The 21,385-nt window shown below is 36.2% G+C and carries 20 protein-coding genes and 1 tRNA gene; 8 read left to right on the top strand and 13 right to left on the bottom strand.

Features of this window, described 5'->3' with window-relative positions; translation table 11 throughout:
• The first annotated feature begins 16 nt into the window (after nucleotides 1–16).
• Nucleotides 17–106: transfer RNA gene (locus tag MP477_RS18090), tRNA-Ser, on the top strand.
• A gap of 277 nt (nucleotides 107–383) precedes the next feature.
• Here the strand turns inward: MP477_RS18090 and MP477_RS18085 are convergent.
• Nucleotides 384–620 carry a hypothetical protein gene (locus MP477_RS18085; RefSeq protein ID WP_257191482.1) on the bottom strand — a complete coding sequence of 79 codons (237 nt, stop codon included), beginning with the start codon at nucleotides 618–620 and terminating at the stop codon, nucleotides 384–386.
• A 163-nt stretch (nucleotides 621–783) separates the two neighbouring features.
• Here MP477_RS18085 and MP477_RS18080 point away from each other — a divergent pair, with 163 nt between their 5' ends.
• From MP477_RS18080 to MP477_RS18060, 5 genes are all read left to right on the top strand, one after another.
• Entirely contained in the window at nucleotides 784–1,164 is a 381-nt protein-coding gene (locus MP477_RS18080; RefSeq protein WP_257191481.1) for a VOC family protein, read from the top strand.
• Nucleotides 1,157–1,597, top strand: coding sequence for an EVE domain-containing protein (locus MP477_RS18075; protein WP_257191480.1), 441 nt, complete (start codon nucleotides 1,157–1,159; stop codon nucleotides 1,595–1,597). Before MP477_RS18080 ends, MP477_RS18075 begins: the two co-directional genes overlap by 8 nt.
• Nucleotides 1,590–2,048 carry a MarR family winged helix-turn-helix transcriptional regulator gene (locus tag MP477_RS18070; protein WP_257191479.1) on the top strand — a complete coding sequence of 153 codons (459 nt, stop codon included), beginning with the start codon at nucleotides 1,590–1,592 and terminating at the stop codon, nucleotides 2,046–2,048. Before MP477_RS18075 ends, MP477_RS18070 begins: the two co-directional genes overlap by 8 nt.
• 163 nt (nucleotides 2,049–2,211) lie before the next feature.
• The gene (locus MP477_RS18065; RefSeq protein WP_257191478.1) at nucleotides 2,212–2,625 is read left to right on the top strand and encodes a hypothetical protein; all 414 of its coding nucleotides are present in this window, start codon (nucleotides 2,212–2,214) and stop codon (nucleotides 2,623–2,625) included.
• Nucleotides 2,626–3,165: 540 nt separating this feature from the next.
• Nucleotides 3,166–3,984, top strand: coding sequence for a DUF2490 domain-containing protein (locus MP477_RS18060; RefSeq protein WP_257191477.1), 819 nt, complete (start codon nucleotides 3,166–3,168; stop codon nucleotides 3,982–3,984).
• A gap of 106 nt (nucleotides 3,985–4,090) precedes the next feature.
• Here the strand turns inward: MP477_RS18060 and MP477_RS18055 are convergent, their stop codons facing one another.
• Together MP477_RS18055 and MP477_RS18050 are read right to left on the bottom strand one after the other, a co-directional pair.
• Nucleotides 4,091–4,786 (bottom strand): hypothetical protein, encoded by a 696-nt coding sequence (locus MP477_RS18055; RefSeq protein WP_257191476.1) that lies wholly within the window; start codon nucleotides 4,784–4,786, stop codon nucleotides 4,091–4,093.
• A gap of 203 nt (nucleotides 4,787–4,989) precedes the next feature.
• Complete coding sequence (locus MP477_RS18050; protein WP_257191475.1) at nucleotides 4,990–6,210, bottom strand: right-handed parallel beta-helix repeat-containing protein; 1,221 nt, start codon at nucleotides 6,208–6,210, stop codon at nucleotides 4,990–4,992.
• Nucleotides 6,211–6,515: 305 nt separating this feature from the next.
• Between MP477_RS18050 and MP477_RS18045 the strand changes: the two genes are divergently transcribed.
• Nucleotides 6,516–6,962 (top strand): hypothetical protein, encoded by a 447-nt coding sequence (locus tag MP477_RS18045; RefSeq protein ID WP_257191474.1) that lies wholly within the window; start codon nucleotides 6,516–6,518, stop codon nucleotides 6,960–6,962.
• A gap of 27 nt (nucleotides 6,963–6,989) precedes the next feature.
• On the opposite strand, the gene MP477_RS18040 is transcribed toward MP477_RS18045, so the two are convergent.
• The 6 genes from MP477_RS18040 to MP477_RS18015 form a co-directional block, all read right to left on the bottom strand.
• Nucleotides 6,990–8,522: a M20/M25/M40 family metallo-hydrolase gene (locus MP477_RS18040; protein WP_257191473.1), complete on the bottom strand. Its 1,533-nt coding sequence runs from the start codon at nucleotides 8,520–8,522 to the stop codon at nucleotides 6,990–6,992.
• Nucleotides 8,523–8,667: 145 nt separating this feature from the next.
• On the bottom strand, nucleotides 8,668–9,546 hold the full coding sequence (locus tag MP477_RS18035; protein ID WP_257191472.1) for a hypothetical protein: 879 nt from the start codon (nucleotides 9,544–9,546) through the stop codon (nucleotides 8,668–8,670).
• Nucleotides 9,547–9,550: 4 nt separating this feature from the next.
• Nucleotides 9,551–10,366 carry a hypothetical protein gene (locus MP477_RS18030; protein ID WP_257191471.1) on the bottom strand — a complete coding sequence of 272 codons (816 nt, stop codon included), beginning with the start codon at nucleotides 10,364–10,366 and terminating at the stop codon, nucleotides 9,551–9,553.
• Nucleotides 10,360–11,610, bottom strand: coding sequence for a radical SAM protein (locus tag MP477_RS18025; RefSeq protein WP_257191470.1), 1,251 nt, complete (start codon nucleotides 11,608–11,610; stop codon nucleotides 10,360–10,362). The genes MP477_RS18030 and MP477_RS18025 overlap by 7 nt, the downstream gene beginning before the upstream one ends.
• A gap of 65 nt (nucleotides 11,611–11,675) precedes the next feature.
• Nucleotides 11,676–11,909, bottom strand: coding sequence for a hypothetical protein (locus MP477_RS18020; RefSeq protein ID WP_230038730.1), 234 nt, complete (start codon nucleotides 11,907–11,909; stop codon nucleotides 11,676–11,678).
• A gap of 388 nt (nucleotides 11,910–12,297) precedes the next feature.
• On the bottom strand, nucleotides 12,298–12,564 hold the full coding sequence (locus MP477_RS18015; protein WP_230038728.1) for a hypothetical protein: 267 nt from the start codon (nucleotides 12,562–12,564) through the stop codon (nucleotides 12,298–12,300).
• A 304-nt stretch (nucleotides 12,565–12,868) separates the two neighbouring features.
• On the opposite strand from MP477_RS18015, the gene MP477_RS18010 reads away from it, so the two are divergent.
• Entirely contained in the window at nucleotides 12,869–14,545 is a 1,677-nt protein-coding gene (locus MP477_RS18010; RefSeq protein WP_257191469.1) for an AraC family transcriptional regulator, read from the top strand.
• Between the two features lie 433 nt (nucleotides 14,546–14,978).
• On the opposite strand, the gene MP477_RS18005 is transcribed toward MP477_RS18010, so the two are convergent.
• From MP477_RS18005 to MP477_RS17990, 4 genes are all read right to left on the bottom strand, one after another.
• Nucleotides 14,979–16,436 (bottom strand): TolC family protein, encoded by a 1,458-nt coding sequence (locus tag MP477_RS18005; RefSeq protein WP_257191468.1) that lies wholly within the window; start codon nucleotides 16,434–16,436, stop codon nucleotides 14,979–14,981.
• Nucleotides 16,408–19,599: an efflux RND transporter permease subunit gene (locus MP477_RS18000; RefSeq protein WP_257191467.1), complete on the bottom strand. Its 3,192-nt coding sequence runs from the start codon at nucleotides 19,597–19,599 to the stop codon at nucleotides 16,408–16,410. The genes MP477_RS18005 and MP477_RS18000 overlap by 29 nt, the downstream gene beginning before the upstream one ends.
• Nucleotides 19,600–19,620: 21 nt before the next feature.
• Complete coding sequence (locus MP477_RS17995; protein ID WP_373567438.1) at nucleotides 19,621–20,703, bottom strand: efflux RND transporter periplasmic adaptor subunit; 1,083 nt, start codon at nucleotides 20,701–20,703, stop codon at nucleotides 19,621–19,623.
• A gap of 151 nt (nucleotides 20,704–20,854) precedes the next feature.
• Nucleotides 20,855–21,241, bottom strand: a complete 387-nt coding sequence (locus tag MP477_RS17990; RefSeq protein WP_257191465.1) for a hypothetical protein — start codon at nucleotides 21,239–21,241, stop codon at nucleotides 20,855–20,857.
• Between the last annotated feature and the right edge of the window lie 144 nt (nucleotides 21,242–21,385).

The following is a 21,385-nucleotide window of genomic DNA, read 5'->3' as shown; positions in this document are numbered from 1 at the left end:
TTTTGCAATCTCAAAAAGAAAGGTGTCCGAGTGGTTGAAGGAGCTACCCTGGAAAGGTAGTATACGGGTAACTGTATCGAGGGTTCGAATCCCTTCCTTTCTGCCAGAAAAGCGCTGATAATCAGCGCTTTTTCTTTTTTATTCCAGTTATACTTTTATTTTCCTGTTTTATTTTATTAGCTTTATTGGGTACAAAAAGCTTGCTTATTACCTTATATGAGATTTAAAATTAAAGAATTTCTTGAAAAAAATGAATTTTACATTTCTATTGTGATCATGTTTTTGATGATAATAATTTTTATAATTTCGTTTTTCCTTGCTGGAAGCGGAGCACCTAATATGGGTTTTTAAGGCTTCTTCCATGGTTGGATAATGCTATCTGATCAAATAGACATGGAAAAATGTTTATTAAAATTCATGCTCATCAATAGCAAGGATGTATTAATCTCATAACGCCATCTGCGTTGTTTTCCACGCAATAAACCTGAATAGTTTGTAAGATCAGTTTTAGTTTTCCGCATTTCTGTATGCATTCTGCAGATCCAGTTCCTGAACCGTATTGCTTCCGTCATTTCCAAGATTACTTCGGATTTTATAGAGTTTTGAACTTGAATTTTCATAATCGAGTTTATATTGCCCTCCATTGAAACAGTTTTTTTCAGAAAATTTTCATCCGTAACATTTATAGATGGACGTTTTCTATTAATTCAAAAAAAAAAAAAAATAAAAAATCAGATTATTGTTGTCGTATATATTATATTTGCAACAACAAAAATATATAAAATGAGAAAATTAGATTTTGCATCTTTGCAGGTAAGAGATGTAGAGGTTTCAAAAACCTTTTACACAGAAAGGCTAGGATTTGAACTATCTGATGCAACAAACCCACATGCCTGTATTTTTAAGTACAATAAAGGGGAAGCAAGTTTTGCTATAAGGACTCCTATTGGGAATATAGAAGGTAAAGAACTGGGTGTTGGGGTTTCACTTTGGTTTGCGATTGACGGAAAAATTGAAGAGCTTCAAAATCAACTGATTGAAAAAAGCGTGGCTCTTTTGGGGACAATCAACAATACTCCTTTTGGGAAAACACTGATGATAAAAGACCCGGATGGCTATGTTATTACGTTTTTAGAACAAATTAAGGCTGATAACAATGAATAACCGGGACACAAAATATTGGATTATCGTGGCATCGAAGGATCATGTCAAAAATGGAATTGCAGCAGGGATCGCACAGACATGCCACGGAAAATCAGCACCGTTAAAAAGAATGAAAAAAGGAGATTTTATAATCTATTATTCAGGAAAGCAGACAATGGGTAAACCGGACAAGTGCCAGGAGTTTACCGCATTGGGAAAGGTGATGGATGACGAAATATATCAGTTCCAGGTCTCTGAAGGCTTCTGTCCTTCAAGACGTACTATTGAATTTTCAAAGTCTGAAGACACCTCTATTCTTCCTTTAATTGACAACCTGGATTTTATTCAGAACAAAAAAAGCTGGGGCTATCCGTTCCGGTTCGGTTTCTTTGAAATCAACCAACATGATTTTAACCTGATTTCATCACATATGCTTCAATATCATTATGCCTAAAGAAATAGAATTCCATTTTAAAAGTCCAAACGACAGTCCGGGGTATTTGCTTGGGCAGCTAACAATGCTTTGGCAACGGAAACAAAAAAAGGTTTTGGACCCTTTGGACCTGACCCATACCCAATTTGTGCTGTTAGCAGCTTTAGGCTGGCTTTCAAAAAAAAGTGATGCTGTTACCCAGATTGATATTGCCACACAGAGTAATGCTGATAGAATGATGGTGTCAAAAGTTTTACGAACCTTGGAAGAAAAGGGGTTTTTAACCCGGCAAGAACATGAAACTGACACAAGAGCAAAAATTGTCCGGTTAACAGCTACCGGTGAAAAAATATTGCAGAAAGCAATCATTGAAGTAGAAAATGCAGATCTGGACTTTTTTGACATATTAGGGACCCAACTGCCTTCATTTAATAGTGCCATACTACAGCTTATTGAAAAGAACATTGAGTAAGCAGTCTGTACTGACATCTTTGGGAAAGTCAGAGCCTTGCTGGTTACGCACTTAAGGTATAAGTATTTCTACTCAAAGTCACAATTGGTTATTTGTACTCTACACCATTCGCTTTCTTCTTTGTTACTTTGAAATAGAAATAACCATCTAAACTTAAATTACCATGACAACAACCAGCGTAAACGTAAATTCATCCGGCCAGGTTCAACTTGGTGGCGGGGCTCAGTTCTGGGTTTATATCTCACCTCAAAACGACACCTCTGCAATGATCACTACATGGCGTGTAACGTTCTCACAGGGAAATTGGAGCGATTCTATCTCAAGTGAAAATCCTACCAAACAAATTCAGACTCCTAACCTTTCGGGGATCTTTGACATTAAAGTAGAACTATTAAGTGGCTCAACAGGCACCTGGCGGCAGATTCCTCCTCAGGCCGGAAGCCACAATGAAATAGGATGCAATTCTAACTGTGCTTCCATGGTGGGCATTGTTGCCGACAGCACCCATCCATTTATTGGTGCTATTAATGCACATTTCTGGACAACCTGGGATGCCATGTGCAAAACAGGAAATTAATAACTATTTCATATTCCCCAATTGCCGCAGTTTTTTTGCACTATCAAGATGTGGATTTCAATCCTACATGTTGCACCTGCAAAAAAACTGTGGCAATTCGTATTTAGCCATCACTCTAAAACAATCTGACATACAGTACTTTACTTTATTTTTCATTATAAATAATAATAGGAAACAGAAGGTTATGCACAAACAGCTAATATGTTTTCCACAAGTTTTCCACAAAAACACTTTGCGGTCAACTCAATATATGCTGATGAAGTTTTCCGGCATGACAGGAATGCTGGGTAATAAAATCTTTTTAAAAAACTGTCTGTATATAGACTGTCCCAGAAAAAAACTTTCTATTGAATAAAAATTTTCACAGATCCCGGATTCCCAAATTATTCCTAAATCACCTGTTAATTTTGTCATGTTTTTAAATAGTATTAAGGGAATTTAAGTAAGCAGTGGGCACATAGAACATCATAATTTTGTACTATGAAATACTCTTTCCGAAAATCATTTATTCTTAGGTTCTCACAAAAATCACAATCAATAGTGAAGAAGTTATTCATGATGTTTAGTATAAAGAAAATTTTAGCAGCCTTATTTTTAATAGGTTTTACAGGAAATGTATTAAAGGCACAGATCAGTCCACCGGGGCTGGGTGATGCCAATACAGCGTTGTGGACAGCTTTTGGAGTAAGGCGCCAACTGGATTCATTAGGAAAAAAACAGGCTTTAAGTTATATTGCAGTAGGACGTAAAAGCAGTCCGGACAATAACAACCTCCTTTCTAAACAGGCAATTCTTGTATTGAACCATGAGGTCTACCATTCTTTTGCTCCTCATCAGCAATACAGCTATGCCCTTAGCTACCGCCGCCAGCCACAATATGAAAACAGCGCTCCTTACGAAAAAGAAAGTACTGAGCAGGAATTCAGGATCTACGGAAGATATGCCTATACTTTTGATCTTGGAAAAAAGTGGAAATTAAAAAATACGGTCCGACAGGAATTCAGAAAATTTTTCGCTGCTGATTTTAGCAAAGTGGAAGAAGATTTCCAATTGAGAACCCGTATTAAAAGCCAGCTGACATATAATTTATCACCAAAGAACAACCAGAAATTAGCATTAAGTGCGGAAGCCTTATTTTCTATAAGTCATTTTAATGAACCGGACCCACAGTGGACTTCTTTTGGATACCGAGAAATGCGTATTGCAGCCTATTATATATTTAATATTCCAAATACTCCTTTTACAGTAGACGTAGGCTATATGAATGATCTCATCAGAGACAGCAGAAGCATTCACCATGGTGGTGTTCATTATCTTGCTGCGGATCTTATCTGGAATATACCTTATCATAAGAACTAATCTATTTGATATCATAAAAAATCCCGGCCATTACTGACCGGGGATCTTTGTTTGAAAAACCTCAAGGTCTTTCAACAATATAATTAGTATGAATGTTTGGTTTAATTTAATTGCATATGGTAAGAAACTGCCGGCTCATCTGTACTTTAAATTTAGCCTCTGATCTTGACTGTGCGTAGATGGTATGTTCAAAGGCCAGTACTGTTTTCAGTTTCTGATCGATAAATTCTGCTATTTCTACAAGAGAGAAAATAAAATCCCGGTAGACAGCCATATTAACCGTTTGCCCATAATAAGGAAGATAAGCTTTCAGGAAAGGGACAGCCGTCTGGTGTTTGTTGTAATTGACACAATATCCTGTTCCTTCCCTCGAAGTGATAATTTCATAGTCATTGATATAATCAAGGATATTTTTACCGCCATTCAGGGCTTTGTTGTTTTTTGAGCAATATCTGTTTATTTTATCCAAAATATGCTGAGCATATTCCATCATCGAAATGGTTTTCCATTCAAATACATGGCTCATTCCTTTTTTAGGGAACTTCCCATTATCACAGCTTGTACAAAAAGAGATTCCAATTTTTTCATGATAAGGAAAAAAGCATTCTTTAATCTCAATGGAAGCATCTGCCTGTACCCTATCTTCTGCAAAATTGTAATAGATATAAGGACTATACAAGGCTGCAAGGGCTTTCAGATAATCTGTTTCACTCGTATTATGATATTCTTCGAACCATTTTTCAAGGTTGTCGTAATAATAACTTTCAAAGTCTTTAAAGTTTAAGTAAAATGGCAATTCCATAGCTCTGTAATTTTGATAAGACAAAGCTATTGCGGTAATGCGACAAAACTTGACGTGTTTTTATTTTATTCTCTGACCAACATCCAGTTCTTTCCAAAACCGGTGTCAAAATAATGATCCTTTTTATCTTTTTTACAGAAAAAACCAGATCAATGATCTGGTTTACAGTTGAGAAATATTTTGAATATTCTTTACATTATATATTATGGAAGGCAGATTAGCTCATCTGAAGCTGTTTCATAATAATTAGTATCTGTATAATGAATATTGGCTGTATTTCCGGTTATTAAAACAGCAGGTTTATCTCCGTTTGGAATAAATTTACCTCCATTCAAAAACCCATTTCCAACAAAGTTAAGGTAACTTTTTTCAGCCGTATTTGACAGAACAAAAACTGAAGTATAAATGCTGCTGGTCAATCTATTAAATGTATTGCCAATGAAATCCGCCGTTCCACCGCTATTTAAAGTATAATAAACATCAACACCATTAGAAGTTCCTTCAAAATAGCTGTTGATTAAGTTTAGCCCTACTCTTCCGTTAGCTGCTGCAAATGAAGCCTCTAAGGCATTTCCATTATTACTTTCAAATCCACATCCATCGAACTTCACATTATGTATTCTATATAATTCTACTCCTTTAACAGCATTTGAATTAAAATGACAATTAATAAATGTTAACAAATTGGGAGGGGTAACAGTCACCATCTCACTATAGAAACCTTTGTCACCCCAATGGGTTTTTACATTTTCAAAAAGAGATGAACAGGTATCCATTATCTGCATTCCGATGTTGAATCTAAATACCTCAACATCTTTTATGGTAAGTTCCATAATATTCTTTACATACACACCAATAGCACCGGAAGCATTTGTTACATCCGGTCTTGTAATCGTAAATCCGGTAATCGTTAAATAAACAGAGCCGTTAGGACCATCTGAAACAAAATGTAATCCTCCTGTTGATCCAATTGAACGAATAAATGTTAAATTAACACCTGAACCAATTAATTGAAATCGATTAATATTAATATTAGCTGTTATAGCACACACTATATTTTTTGTTATAACAATTTCCCCGATGGGCAGCTTCAGCTTCCATCCATTCTTACCACAAAAGTCAAAAGCTTTTTGTAATGCATCGGAATCATCTGTAACCCCATCAGCTTTTACTCCAAAAAGACCGGCATTCAATTCTGAACCTGATAAAATGAGCGTATTCACATAATAATCAGTTCCCTTTTTTCTATAAATTTTTCCATCAATTAAATTTGCTTCGTTAGACGAGTTGATGGGAGTGCCATTCATCCAAACGGCAACTTTTTTGTAATTGACATTTTCTTTGGTTAAGTTATCAACTAACTGCACCAAATCATCATTTGGGTAAGGACTGTTTTGGGTGAAAAAATCTTCTGTATAAATCATAATATTGTAATTTGTCTTACAAATATATATGATGAATACGACAGAACTTGACGTGTTTTTATTTTATTCTCTGACCAACATCCAGTCTTCGAAAAAATGCTTCATTAAAATAATAAACCTTTTTATCTTCTATAGAAATGAATCAGAATATTTGCCATATTTTAATTTAAAAATATTTTGAATATTTCAGCAACTAATGGATAATAAAAACATTAAAAACAATGATACAGTAGAGTAAATTAGCTTTTATTTGTTTGCTTGGTTAAACTTTCAGATATTTGAGAAAGAGATACAAAAGAAAAACAATGAAAACAAATCTGATGAATAAGAATTTATTAACCCTATTTTTAATGATGATCATTCCTCTGCTATCAAACTCATGTACAGAGAAACAAAAAACTGATGAGAGGCAAGAATTACCGAATAAAACCGGCAATACTGTAAATATCCAGGATTTAATTGGCAGCACTTACGAATGGAAGTACAAGGAATATACTTATCATATCACATTAACCTCAGATTCTACAGTCCATTGGAAATTAATTAAAGGGGATTATCCCGGTGCCACTGAAGAAACCGATACATATGTGTATTCTCAATTAGATAAGAATAAGATTTTCATTTCGTGGATTGAAAAAAGCGGATTGGGTATATCTGCTGTACTTGATTTTGAGACCATGAATCTTTACACCCATGGAAGTCAGGAGGGCAGTTTATATGTTAATCCCGGTAAAATAAAAAAGATAAAATAGCAATATGGCAGCCATTTGCAACAAGAATTATTTGTCATAGTTCTTCATCATAAATTCAAAGTAGTGGATCATCTTCAGGTAGTTTTCTATACTGAGGTATTCGTTGGTACTATGAAGGCTTTGCTGCTCTGAGCTATTGATTTTGATGGGCATGAACCGGTATACATTTTTACTCACAATCTCATATTTGGCAGCATCTGTACCTGCCATTGTAAGATATGGAGTAACAATAGCTCCAGGATGAATTTCTTTGATCCCAGCCTGTATCAGTTGGTATGCTTTGGTATTGGTAGGTGATATTTTTGAAGCTTCTCTTGTATTATCAATTTCTTCCACCTCAACATCAAAACCCTGTGTAACTTTTGCAATATGTTCTCTGACATCTTTTACCGTATTTCCCGGAAGGAGCCTGAAATTAACTACAAATTCAACTTCCGGAGAAAGAACATTCGTTCCGTCGCTTCCTTTCATCATCGTTAAAGCTGTAGTAGTTCGTACCAATGCATTGGTGATATTGTTTTTAGTAAGCTGAGATAACAGTACAGGTTTTAAAAGCCATTGATTGGCAATAGCAAGCCTGCTGGTAAACGGCATAGCACCTCCGATATTATCAAAAAACTCTTTAATTAGCGGGGTAATGACAGGCTTCATCTGATCATCTTCCAGGCGCTGCATAATAACAGCAGCTTTTCCAATAGCACTTTCCATGGGAGGCATGGATGAATGCCCACCGAGCCCTTTTACCTTTATTTTTGCAGAAAGAAATCCTTTTTCAGCACATCCTACCACGGCGACATCTGAATCTATTCCAGCTACGCTTCCTTTTTGCATAATCAACCCTCCTTCATCATATACGGCATCAAACTTCAATCCTTTTTTCTTAAAATAATCAGCAATCTGAATGGCTCCTTTTTGGCCTCCTACTTCTTCATCAAAACCGAAAGCAAGGTAAATATCCCGTTGTGGAGTTTGTTTACTTTTAATCAAATTGTTCACAGACTCCATCAGAGAGAAGAGCATACCTTTCATATCTATTGCTCCTCTTCCATAAATCCTGCCATTGGCAACGACTCCTGCAAAAGGGGAATAATCCCAATCTTCAGCAACTTTTGAAACAGGAGGCAATACTTTATCATCGGGACGGAATATATTTTCTTCTTTGTTTTTCACGTCAGCGTCTCCCGGAGGGACAACGTCCATATGGGAAAGAAACAGGATAGGCTCCAGAGCAGGATTACTTCCTTTCAACCTGAATACCAATCCATATTTATTCACTTCAAAGTTCTCCGTATTCTGATACACCAGTGGATATGATATTTTCAGGTATTCTTTAAACTCATCAAAGGGTGTATAGTTGAATTCTCCCAAACTCCCGGTTGATACCGTTGGAATTTTTATTCCGTTGGAAAATCTTATTAGGGCAGAATCACTTTTTACAGGCTTCCATCCTTCTCCGGTTTCAGCTGTGTTTTTCTTAAACGGATAGGTATAAGTTTTAATAAGTAATACAGCAATAAGGATAACAAGAATACCCAAAATAATTAGAAGAACTTTTTTCATGATCAACTGATTTTGTATGATGGTTTGGTTCTATAAATATAGGAAAGTCTTTTTGCTGCAGCAATACTTCCAGTGAGATATCAGAAATCAAAGAAAATGAAAAACCAATTGTTTATGCCATTTCTAAAAACTCTAATCCCTTATTTTATGACATGGTAAAATGTCCCAGAAATACCATGGTAATATCTAAAGTCTTTGCGTCTAATGTAGAACCGTCATGAATACAATTATCCGTTGGAGCTATATAAAAATCATAGGGCTTTTGTTCTATTTTAAGTACCGGATAATCAGGAAAATATTTGAAAAAATACTCAATGATATTTTTATTACTGATATTCTCTTTTTTTACGTCAATTTTTTTCTTCAGCATATTGTAAATCTGGATCATGGTCAGATTGATAAATAAGAAATATCTTGATTCCTGGCCAAGATTGATGGTGAGACGATTACCATGTTTGTGAGATGATCCGATCGTCATTTTCCTGTCGGAAGAATCTTTGTGAAGACCGATGAACCTCATCTGATGGGGTTGATATCCTTCCGGCAGATTTCTTCTGTCTACCGAAGTAGTCTCACAGTTAGGATAACCGGCTGCAATGCAGTGAAAGGAGTAATCCGCGGAAAGGTTTTGTAAAAAATCATTTAATCCTTCATTCAGCTGTGCTACGATTTCTTTGTTATTGTAAAAACATTCAAGAACTTCCTTTTCACTGGTAGCAACATGAAGGTTAAGCTGCTTACATAAATTTTGCAGCTTTGCAGGAATTTTTCCGATCGCAGCAGTATTATAATCCTTTAGAAAGCGGGTCGTCCGAATCCTGGATACAATCGCCCCCTCTACTTTTTTCCAATCCCTTTTGGGAAGATAAGCTTCGTCTTCATATTGTGGTTCGAAGTCTGCCTCTCCAAATAAAACTTTTGTGGGTTGTCTGTATTTACCGGAATGGCTGCCGGTATTAATTGTTACGGTTTCTTCAAATTCCTTATCCTTACAAAAAATCTTTATGCCGCTTTTTACTTCCATAATATTAATAGTTATCAAATTTTCCTGTGTAAACAATGGTGATATCAAATTCTTTATTTCCTAATGTACTTCCGTCATGAATAAAATTATCCGTGGGGGCAATGTAATACTGATAAGGCTTTATTTCTAATCTGATTACAGGATAATCGGGAAAATCATTTAAGAAATTTTCTACAATATTTTCTGTGGTAATTTTTCTTCTGTGATATAGTTTATAAATTTGTCTTAAACTCAGGTTGATATAGTATAGGTAACGGGATTCACTACTGATATTAATCGATATCCTGTTATCCGATTTATAAGCAGTGTGAGGAGTAAACTTCCTGCTTTCATCAATATGCAGACCTGTATATCGGATATATTCTTTATTTATAAAATGAAAAGTGGTCGTTTCTCTGTTAGGCTGGGCTTTGGCAATACGATGGAATTTATAATGCTGAACCGAAGATTTATTTTTCAAAAACTCATCCAGTTCTTTATTGATCTTAATAACCAGTTCTTCGTTCTCCTGAAATTTGGGTTCAATATCAAACAGACTTTTACATTCGGATAATTGTAACTTTTTAATAAGATTAATTACTTTTTGAGGAATTATTCCAATAGAAACTGATTTGGACAGCGGATTAAAATGATCATTGGTCATGATAATACTGTGCTCTTTTGGGGTAAGTGGTCTCCAGCTTTTTTTGGGAATAAAAGCATTACCGGAGTATTCAACAGTTGTAATATGCTCTGCCGATTCAGTACCGGTATTGATTAAGATCTGCTGTCCGATATTATCAATCCCGCTATTGTATAATTGAAGTCCTTTTCTTAACATACTAAACTAAATGATTTTAATTTGTTTTTTATTTCATCATGAGCTTTTATAAGTGATTCTTCTTTTAGCTCTTCTACGATTTCTTCATAATGAGCCTCGCTTGCATCCAAAGAAGCATAGACTTCTTCCGGAAGGCTGTTTACGATATCATTTTGAATATGAGAAACCAGTTTTATCATATCATGGCAATAAATGGTAGGGTTATCAAAGCCCTCTTCATTAGAATAGCGGTTCCCCAGGAATCCACCGCCACATATATCATATATCGGGCAGCTCAGGCATATATCGTTAACCATATTATGACTGTGAAAGAAAACCTCAAATAACGGATCATTATTCAGGTCATCAATAGAATGGGTATGAATATTGAGATCGTTTCTTGTTATCCCTTCATAGCAGGCCCGGATAGAATCCGACACTTCCAGTGCTCCGTTTGTTTCCAAAACAGCAACACCGTTGTTCAGTCTTCCCACCATCTGATCTCCTGTCTGCTCTCCCATGATCAGTTCAATCAATGTCCGGAAAAACCGGATCATAGGTCTGTCGCTATCCATTTTCCATATCTCGAAAATTTCAATCAGCCAGTCAGCATAGGGAGTATGATGCAATGTATTTACTTTTAATTTTTCGAAACTATCGGGTAAATTATCATAATGGCCATCCGGTAATAACAGATTAAAACTTGGTACTCCTAAATTTTTCACTTCCTGATAAAATTCTGAGGGAGAGATATTCAGATTAACAACGGACAGGATATTACTCATCCCATATTGTTTTCCAAGCTCAATAGCCTTTACTACTTTTTCATATGATCCTTTTCCATTATGAAATACACGGTATCTGTCATGATGCTCTTTGGGGCCGTCCATGCTGATTCCTATCCGTATATTAAGTTTTTTAAACAGTTTATACCATTCATGGGTAAGGCTTACACCGTTTGTCTGCATTGCAAAGCCAAAATTCACATCTTTAACAACAGTTGTAAAAATTTCGATGGCCTGTTTATAATTTTCTTTACCCCACAACAGAGGTTCCCCGCCATGAAATACAATCTGGACATATTTTGCCTGTTTTTCCGTGCAATATGCATGTAGTTTTTGGGCAAAAACTGTAATTGTTTCCATAGACATGAATTTAGGCTGAGAGAGATAGGTTTTATCACCCAGATTATACATGTAACAGTAAGAACAGTTGAGGTTACATCTACTTGCAACCTTTAAAACAAATGAGACAATATTTTCCATACATTTTATTTAAAAGAAACTCTCCATTAGCCGGTTTGTAGCTAATGGAGAATAGTAAAGAGTCCTTATACTCTTAAAAATGGATCATATTTACTGTAAGCAGCAGATCCGCCGCCACCTTCAATGGCTACATTGCAGTTATCAGTTCCCGTTCCAATTCCGGTTCCGGGATTGATGATACCAATTCCTCCGAAAACAGCTTTGTACAGATCCATCTTCTCTGTACCTGAAGATTTAATAGTCTCCTTTAAAATGCTTTTGTGCTCTAAGTTTGAAACTAGTTTAACTCTTTTTTTCATAAAAAAAATTTAAGATTAATAAAATACCATCAGTAAGGACATGGCAATCGCCCCTCATTTATAAAATGAGCAATTATTATAGTGTTTGTTTTGGTTATGATGCTGCTGATTGTATAACCAGCGTAACGTTGTATATCTGTTGATTAATTTGTTCAACAATTCCCCCTCATTGTAAGGGTCATTTTGATTGGCAATTTCACATTAGATAACAAGGTCCGGATAAGTAACCTTATTGACGTTTAAAAGAATTTTAAAGACTGTTGTAAACGGTTTGTATGAGTAATTAATTCTGTCATTTTTTGTATATAAAAACAAGAAAAAATAACCCCAAACAAAAGAAAGGGTAGAAATAGGTAATTCATCGTATAGTTATTAGTTTTTTTTGAGCTTACTGAACTTTTACTGGGGGAATTGGCGGAGATTTTGGTCCTCCATCATAAGCAGCCTCCGTTGAGGTTTCCCAAGTATTTTTCATAATTAAAGTGTCTGTCTCACTTACAGGACCTCCTCTCTGTAATTTTTCAGAATTGCTTGTTGGCTTCATTTTTGCAGTTGGTGCAGAGAGGTCCTGATCATCATCCTGCCTACATGAAACAGCTAACAATGCAATAGCAGATGCGTATAATACGCTTAATAGAAATATCCTTTTTGTCATAACAGTTTTTTTATACAATTTATGTAATCTAAGTGGCCGAAACTACAAATTAAATAATCAACAAGAGTCATTTCTTAAAAAAAATTTATTAAATCATAAAAAAATCAATCAAACAATTATGTTAAGTATTTAAATATCAATGTTTTACTTTTTTATGTTTTTAAAAGATTAATCACTATTTTTGTTAGAGTTTTTTTTGTGATTTTTGTAATTTTCTAGAATGAAAAAAATATATTTTCTACCACTTTTTCAATTATGCTTACTACTGAGTATTTTTTGCTCTTCATTAATGGAAGGACAAAAAATGGAAAAAGCGAAAGATTCGCTCAGTGATGAAGAAAAATGGAAAAAAATTTCACTACAAATAAAGAATTCCAAAAAAAATAAAGAATTTAAGAAACTTTATGATGCTTATGAAAATGCGGCTTTAATGGGAGCAAAAAATCAGAAAAACTATTTAGATAGTCTTTTGATTACCGCAAAACAGCTGAAAGACGACAAGCTTATTGGTGAAGCTTATATGTGGCTGGGCATGAATGGTGAAAGTATAGAAAACTACCCTGAAGCGCTAGATAACTATATCAATGCATATGGTATGCTTTCAAAAACCAATAATCAGCTGGCTATCAACAAATCAATTACCTTTCTGGCAAGGGTTAAATTGTATATGGGTGATTATGATGGAGCCTACAACCTTCTAAAACCTGCCTTAAAAAACCTAAAATCAATAAACACAGAAGAATCCCACTTATATTTTACTTATGGACAGCTTGCTCTTATTGAAACCAATTGGTATCTGAAAAGAGATGATAACAGCGCTTTGGTAAAAGAAGGAATGGATTTTATCAAAAATACCAACCAATCGGGGTATTATCCTTATTTCCTTGCAGCGGAAGGTGTTGATCAATATTACAATAAAAATTATAGTGAAGCGATCAAAAAAATAACTGCTGCAGAAAAGCTATACACAGACCAATTTCAGCACTTAACAGATAAGCTCTATCTTGCCCTTAGCTATTGGGAACAGGGGAATACCAAGCAGGCCTATACTTTTTTGCAACAGATAGATGATGCTTATGATAAAACAGGGAAAATAGACCCAAAATTCAGATCTGCGTTTGAGATGCTGATCAAGTACTATGAGAAAACCGGCGATAAAGACAAAGAGCTGGAATACGTAAAGAAATTATTATCAATTGATGCCAAATATGAGAAGGACTACAAACTATTGTTTTCCACTATGCACAAAGAGTTTGATAATAAAAAACTAATCGAAACCAAAACAATATTAGAAAACAGGATAAAAAAAGGTAAGATTATCTATAAGATCAGTATTGCTATTGGTATTGGACTGATTATTTTCCTGATATCTATTATCTATAAAGGAATTCAGAAAAGAAATAAATACCAGAAACTCTACAAAGAGTTTATCAGTATCAAAAGCAGTGAAGATTTAGATGAAGAACTGCCTGATGAAGATCCCGTGGCTGCAGAAGTCATAGATGCTTATGATATGGATTCCGATGCTGATAATGAACCGGATATCCTGGATGATATTGATGATATTGACATTAATCCGAAACTTGTGGATAATGTTCTTAAAGAGCTTGATCTGTTTGAAAAGAATAAAGACTTTTTAAAGAAAAAAGTAAATCTGGAAAGTCTTTCTTTACAATGTGGAACCAATACCGCCTATCTATCCAAAATTATCAACCATTATAAAAAGCAAAATTTCAAAACCTATCTCAATGATTTAAGACTTAATTATGTTATGAATCTTTGGCGGGGAAGTAAAAAGAGCAGAAGATACTCTATACAGGATATTGCAAGTAAAGCAGGATTCAGCAATTCGCAAAGCTTTTCAAAAAAATTTCAAGAAAAATTCGGGGTTTCCCCTTCATTTTTCTTGAAAAAGCTTAATTCCAATAAAGAATTGGAAAGCGATATAATCGCTACGGATAATGAATTAAAAAATGATTAATATGTTGTTAATGTAAACTGTGTCCTTATTTTAAAATGGTTCTATTTCCCTTATGGGTTTTACCATCTGCTCTAACGCTGAAGCTAAATTAGTTATTATCCTGAAATAATACCAAAACAGGAAGGCTACAGAGGGTTGAAAACTTAAAAAAGAAGACCCAAAAACTTAAAAAACTTAAAAAAATACATCATCTTCCCTACTGATTTACAACATAATAAGATTTTATAAAGTAAGTTTTGAATCATATTTATTTTAATAATAGAAAGTAGAGATAAAAGCACCTGAATCTCTCATTTAGGGCATGAATTTTCAATTTATCCAAGATTATACATTGTCAAAATACCTGTAAAATCATCACCTTAAAACACAAAAAGGGCCAATTCAAAAAAGAATTGACCCCAAACATTAACTGTTTACTGAATTATGATATTTTTTATTTCCAGCCTCCACCTAGGCTTTTATAGATATCTACTACTGTACTCAGCTGTTTCTGCTTAGCTTCAATCAGCTCCATTTTAGCATCCAATGCGTCTCTTTGGTTCAAAAGAACTTCAAGATAATCTGCTCTGGAGTTGCGGAATAATTGGTTGGCGATATCTATGGACTGATCCAGAGCTTTTGTCTCCTGGGATTTTAATTGATAATACTGATCTATATTCTTGATTCTGGACATCATATTGGCAACATCCAGATAAGCATTTAAAATCGTCTTATCATACTCATACAATGCCTGAACCTGTCTTGCATCAGCGGTTTGGAAGTTGGCCTTGATAGCACTCTTATTGATCAGGGGGCCAGCCATCTCTCCAACAAGGTTATAGGCAATGGATTCCGGCATTTTAACCAAATAGGAAGGTTTAAAGGCTTCCAATCCTAAGGTTGCGGATATTTCCAGTGAAGGATAAAACTCTTTTCTTGCCGCTTCCACATCTAATTTTGAAGATTTCAATTCCAATTCTGCACGTTTGATATCCGGACGATTAGCAAGCAATTGTGACGGAATGCCGGTATAAACTGTCTGCGGAATGGTAGACATAAAACTTTCTTTTGTTCTTACAATCGGCTGTGGGTACCTTCCCAACAAAGCATTGATACCGTTTTCCTTCTCAGTAATTTGCTGACGGATTGTGTATTCTGCAGCTTTTGACTTGGCCAGTTCAGCTTCAAATTTCTTCACCGCCAGTTCTGTTGCCGCAGCAGCTTCCTTCTGGATCTTAGAGATTTCCAAAGCTTTTTGCTGAAGTTTGATATACTGCTGTATGATATCCAGCTGATTATCAAGAGCCAGCAATTCATAGTAACTATCTGCGACTTCTTCTATAAGATTGGATAATACAAAATTTTTCCCTTCCACTGTGGAAAGGTAATGAGCGACAGCTGATTCTTTCTCCGTTCTGAGCTTTTTCCAGATATCAATCTCCCAGTTCGCCATTAATCCTCCTTCAAAATTCCCCAATGGATCCGGCATTTCTCTTCCCGGTTCTATTTCCGTAGTAGCATCCCCTGCCCCTTCACTGGTATAGCGCCCTGCTTTTTTCAGCCCTGCACCTATACCGGCAGAAACAGTGGGGCTCAGTTTTCCTTTTTTAGCCAACACTCCACTCTTAGCAATTTCAATCTCCTGAAGCGTAATCAGAAGTTCCTGATTGTTCTTTAGAGAAATTTCAATCAGGCTTACAAGGTTAGGATCAGTGAAGAATTGCCTCCAGGGTGTTGTTCCGCTGTTATTATTGGCGTCCTGCTGTTCTTCCTGGTTAAAATTCTGAGGTATATTCTCTTTAACCTCATCTTTTATGACTGTCGCCATCGGAGCTTTACAGCTTGCCAGAACAAGAGATAAAGCAATGGCTGTGATTATATTTTTAGTCTTCAAATTTTCCATCATGTTCATAAGGTTCAGTTTGTTCTGTTAAAGGATTTTCTTCTTCATATTTTGCCAGTCTCGATTTATCAGCAATCGTTCCGAAAATATAATATAGCCCCGGAATAATCATCAATCCGAAAATGGTTCCTATCAGCATTCCTCCTGCTGCTGCCGTTCCAATCGTTCGGTTACCCACTGCACCCGGTCCGGTTGCAACTACTAATGGAATTAACCCGGCAACGAATGCAAATGAGGTCATTAAGATAGGGCGGAAACGGATCGCTGCACCTTCAATAGCCGCTTTTGCCACAGGAATACCTTCTTCAGCTTTCTTCTGTACTGCAAATTCTACAATCAGTACCGCATTTTTACCCAGAAGCCCGATAAGCATTACCATGGCAACCTGTGCATAGATATTGTTTTCCAATCCTAAAAGCTTTAAGCATAGGAATGCCCCGAAAATACCTACCGGAAGAGATAGAATCACCGGTAAAGGAAGAATGAAGCTTTCATATTGCGCCGAAAGAATCAAATAAACAAATCCTAAACACACAAGGAAGATAAATACAGCTTCATTTCCACGGCTTACTTCATCTTTGGAAATCCCAGCCCAGTCTATACCAAAACCTCTGGGAAGGGTTTTATCTGCAACTTCCTGAATGGCTTTAATAGCCTGCCCACTGCTATATCCAGCAGCCGGAGTTCCACTTACCTCTGCCGAGTTATACATATTATGTCTTGTAATTTCAGATAAACCATACACCTTTTCAAGTCTCATAAAATCCGAATACGGTACCATCTGGTCTTTATCATTTTTAACATATAATTTCAACAGATCTGTTGGTAGTGCACGATACTGAGGCCCTGCCTGTACAATCACTTTATAAGGCCTGTCGAAACGGATAAAACTTGTCTCATAGTTGGAACCGATAAGGGTTGATAAATTATCCATCGCTTTTTCAATGGTCACTCCTTTCTGTTCCGCAAGGTCATTATCTATTCTAAGCATATATTGTGGGAAACTCGCAGAATAAAACGTAAATGCCGATCCAAGTTCAGGACGTTTTTTAAGCTCTTTTACAAAATCATTACTTACCTGTTCCATTTTATGATAATCCCCACTTCCTGCCTTATCCAGCAAACGGAGTTCAAAACCTCCTGCCGCACCATAACCAGGCACTGAAGGTGGTTGGAAGAATTCAATATTGGCTCCCGGAATATTTTTAGCCTTTTCTTCAAGTTTCTCAATAATTTCAGAGGCCGATTCTTTACGTTCTTCCCAGCTTTTAAGGTTGATCAGACAAGTTCCCGAGTTAGATCCCGTTCCTTCGGTCAGAATTTCATATCCTGCCAGCGACGAAACAGACTGTACCCCATCAATATCTTCTGATTCTCTTAAAAGCTCTTTTGCAATCTGATTGGTTCTTTCCAATGTAGATCCCGGAGGAGTCTGGATAATTGCATAAATCATCCCCTGATCTTCCGCGGGAATAAATCCTGAAGGAAGGGAGTTGCTGAGAAAATAAGTACAGGCACAAAAAGCCAGCAATAATGGTAACGTAATTGTTTTTTTCGTAACCGTTTTATTAAGCATCTTCTCATATTTTCCGGCCCCTTTTGTGAAAATATTGTTGAATTTATCCAGGAAAATGGAAATAGGAGTTTTCTTTTTAGCTTTTCCGTGGTTATTTCTCAGAATTAATGCACATAATGCAGGAGTAAGGGTAAGCGCTACAATCCCGGATAAAATAATGGACGATGCCATGGTAATAGAGAACTGGCGATAAAATACTCCAACCGGTCCGGACATAAATGCAATCGGGATGAATACGGATGCCATTACCAACGTTATGGCGATAATAGCACCACTGATCTCATGCATCGCTTCTTCAGTTGCTTTCAAAGGAGAAAGGTGTTTTTCTTCCATCTTGGCATGGACAGCCTCAATCACTACAATGGCATCATCTACTACAACCCCAATTGCCATTACCAGGGCAAAGAGTGAGATCATATTCAGTGTAATTCCAAAGGCAGACATTACGGCAAATGTTCCTACTAATGAAACCGGAACCGCCAATGCAGGAATAAGCGTTGAGCGCCAGTCTCCAAGAAATAGAAATACAACAATGGCTACCAGTATAAATGCTTCAAACAGGGTATGTATCACTTTTTCCATAGAAGCATCCAGGAACCTGGAAACATCATAACTGATATCATAGTGCATCCCTTTTGGAAAGTTATTCTTTTCAAGATCTTTCATCAATGTTTTTACATTTTTGATAACGTCACTTGCATTAGATCCATAGGACTGCTTTACAGTAATTGCTGCAGAAGGTTTTCCATTCAATGTAGAATAAATATCATACATGGAACTTCCAAACTCAATATCTGCGACATCTTTTAACCTTACTGATTCTCCATCAGACTTCGCCTTAAGAATAATATTTCCGTAATCTTTTTCATTATTAAAACGTCCCGGATATTTTAACACATATTCAAAAGACTGAGAACGTTTTCCTGAGCTTTCTCCTGTTTTTCCTGGAGAAGCTTCTAAGCTCTGCTCATTCAGTGATTCCATCACTTCATCCGCTGAAATATTATAAGCGGTAAGCCTATCCGGTTTAAGCCAGATACGCATTGCATATTCACGGGTACCCAGGATATCGGCAAAACCTACTCCACTTACCCTTCTCAATTCAGACATTACATTGATATCTGCGTAGTTGAAAAGGAATTTCTGGTCAGCTTTGGGATCATCACTGTACAGGTTAATGTACATCAGCATATTGGGTTCTTCACGGGTAATTTTCACTCCTTCACGTACTACCAGTGGAGGCAGTTTATTCACTACTGAAGATACACGGTTTTGAACGTTGACTGCTGCAACATTGGGATCTGTACCGAGGTCAAATACAATCTGAATAGAGGCTTCCCCATCATTTCCTGCATCCGAGGTCATATATTTCATACCTGGAACACCATTCAATCCTCTTTCCAACGGAATCACTACGGATTTGATCAATAGTTCGTTGTTGGCTCCCGGGTACTCTGCCGTGATATTTACTTTAGGCGGTGAAATGGATGGAAACTGCGTCACAGGAAGCTTCACTAGGGACAAGATCCCTAAAAATACTATAATCAATGAGATTACAATAGACAGAACAGGTCTGCGAATGAATTTCTTAAACATACTTCTTCATTTTAGAGTAGACTACTCTGCTTTTAATTTCAATGATTGAAGAACCTTTTTAGGATCCTGGAATTTTGTTTTTATCTTTTGGTCGTCTTTTACTTTCTGAACACCTTCCAGAAGAATCTGATCCCCTTTTGAAAGCCCTGAACCTACTACATAGAGGTCCTGAAGTTCATAAGCAATTTTAATATTCCGGGATTTTGCAGTTCCGTTTTTATCAATAACAAATACATATTTCTGGTCCTGAATCTCGTAGGTTGCTTTTTGAGGAATAATCAGTGCATTATGAACCGGCATTACCATTTGAACTTTTCCGGTTTCCCCATTTCTCAGCAGTTTATCAGGATTCGGAAACTTTGCGCGGAAAGCAATATTTCCGGTTTCATTATCAAACTCTCCTTCAATAGTCTGAATTTCTCCTTTATGGATATACGTTTCGCCATTGGCCGTAATCAAAGCCACCTCATTGCTTCCACGGTCAGCAACATGCGTCTGGTAGCTTAAATATTCAGGTTCTGAAACATTGAAGTAGGTATAAATGTTGGTATTATCCGACAGTGAAGTAAGAAGATCTCCTTCATCTATTAAACTTCCAAGTTTTAAAGGGATTCTGTTGATGATCCCAGAAAACGGAGCTTTAATATCTGTAAATGACAGATGGATTTGTGCCAGCTTCATTTCTGCATTGGCAGCATCCAATTTAGCTTTTGCCATTGCTTTTTCATTTTTAGACACAATATTGTTATTGGCCAGTGTACTGGCATTTTTCAATTCGATAGACGCCTGTTCCACTTCTGCTTTTGCTTTTAAAAGCTCTGCCTGATACAGTTTGGGCATAATCCGGAATAAAGTCTGTCCGGCCTGTACATACTGTCCCTCATCTACAAAGATCTTTTCAAGGAAACCTTTTTCCTGTGCCCGGATTTCAATGTTCTTCACTGACTGGATCTGAGCAACATATTCTTTATTAATTACAGTATCCATAACTACCGGGGACGTTACCGGATAAATTGAGGCTTCTTCTTTTTCCTCTTTTTTCTTGGTACAGCTAACAGCCAGCAGCAGAATGCTTAAAGCAATGCCTGAGGCAACTCTTTTTATCATAATTCTAGAGTTTATATAAATCGTTAATGTTTGAATAGAAATAAGAATGGTAATCGGGAATGCTACGATGTGATGATTACCAGAAGGTCACAACGCAAGGAAACTCTCCACCTTACTTCAGGTAGAAAATAAACGGAAAAATGAAATTTTAAATTCTGATGGAACGGATTAAAAGAAATTTTTTAGCAGAAAGGCCAAAAACAAAACCATGAATGTGCGGCTTAAACTGCTTATAACTTTTTAATCCAAAAATATAAACCAAGCTGAAAATGCCGGCAAAAACAACAATAGCCTGAAATACATCAGACAACTGAAAATCATTTTCGATAAGTTCCAGGGTGGAATTGTCTACACTGTCGGCTTTCTGCTGAACGGAGAGCTTTTCAAAAGTCTGGTTCAGACGGTTAGCCCTTTTAGGAATGTGATGAGAAACATGACCAGAATAGTCATTTCGCAGTGTTTTAACGTTAAGCTTGCTTTCCACTATAAAGAGCAGAAAAAGGCTTGTTAAAAAATATACTATAAAGTTTCTCATTTTGAAGTGGCAAATGTACATTTAGATTATGATACAATCATAGTAGATTAACAAAATTTAACGATCCTTTAAATAACCTGAAGTCAGAAATTACACTGTATTCTCTTCGTCATCTATAGTGTTCACTACCAATGAATTTATCTC

The sequence above is a fragment of the Chryseobacterium sp. WG23 genome (assembly GCF_024586575.1).
Taxonomy (GTDB): domain Bacteria; phylum Bacteroidota; class Bacteroidia; order Flavobacteriales; family Weeksellaceae; genus Chryseobacterium.
Note: the sequence above shows the minus strand (reverse complement) of the source record. Positions and strands in the feature narration are given on the sequence as shown.

Coding starts and splice junctions, on each gene's coding strand:
- MP477_RS18030 (WP_257191471.1), bottom strand. CDS start 10,366: ATGTTAAGAAAAGGACTTCAATTATACAATAGCGGGATTGATAATATC.
- MP477_RS18010 (WP_257191469.1), top strand. CDS start 12,869: ATGGAAAAAGCGAAAGATTCGCTCAGTGATGAAGAAAAATGGAAAAAA.
- MP477_RS18085 (WP_257191482.1), bottom strand. CDS start 620: ATGAAAATTCAAGTTCAAAACTCTATAAAATCCGAAGTAATCTTGGAA.
- MP477_RS18065 (WP_257191478.1), top strand. CDS start 2,212: ATGACAACAACCAGCGTAAACGTAAATTCATCCGGCCAGGTTCAACTT.
- MP477_RS18000 (WP_257191467.1), bottom strand. CDS start 19,599: ATGTTTAAGAAATTCATTCGCAGACCTGTTCTGTCTATTGTAATCTCA.
- MP477_RS18050 (WP_257191475.1), bottom strand. CDS start 6,210: ATGATTTATACAGAAGATTTTTTCACCCAAAACAGTCCTTACCCAAAT.
- MP477_RS17990 (WP_257191465.1), bottom strand. CDS start 21,241: ATGAGAAACTTTATAGTATATTTTTTAACAAGCCTTTTTCTGCTCTTT.
- MP477_RS18015 (WP_230038728.1), bottom strand. CDS start 12,564: ATGACAAAAAGGATATTTCTATTAAGCGTATTATACGCATCTGCTATT.
- MP477_RS18040 (WP_257191473.1), bottom strand. CDS start 8,522: ATGAAAAAAGTTCTTCTAATTATTTTGGGTATTCTTGTTATCCTTATT.
- MP477_RS18045 (WP_257191474.1), top strand. CDS start 6,516: ATGAAAACAAATCTGATGAATAAGAATTTATTAACCCTATTTTTAATG.
- MP477_RS18070 (WP_257191479.1), top strand. CDS start 1,590: ATGCCTAAAGAAATAGAATTCCATTTTAAAAGTCCAAACGACAGTCCG.
- MP477_RS18075 (WP_257191480.1), top strand. CDS start 1,157: ATGAATAACCGGGACACAAAATATTGGATTATCGTGGCATCGAAGGAT.
- MP477_RS18055 (WP_257191476.1), bottom strand. CDS start 4,786: ATGGAATTGCCATTTTACTTAAACTTTAAAGACTTTGAAAGTTATTAT.
- MP477_RS18005 (WP_257191468.1), bottom strand. CDS start 16,436: ATGAACATGATGGAAAATTTGAAGACTAAAAATATAATCACAGCCATT.
- MP477_RS18035 (WP_257191472.1), bottom strand. CDS start 9,546: ATGGAAGTAAAAAGCGGCATAAAGATTTTTTGTAAGGATAAGGAATTT.
- MP477_RS18025 (WP_257191470.1), bottom strand. CDS start 11,610: ATGGAAAATATTGTCTCATTTGTTTTAAAGGTTGCAAGTAGATGTAAC.
- MP477_RS18020 (WP_230038730.1), bottom strand. CDS start 11,909: ATGAAAAAAAGAGTTAAACTAGTTTCAAACTTAGAGCACAAAAGCATT.
- MP477_RS18080 (WP_257191481.1), top strand. CDS start 784: ATGAGAAAATTAGATTTTGCATCTTTGCAGGTAAGAGATGTAGAGGTT.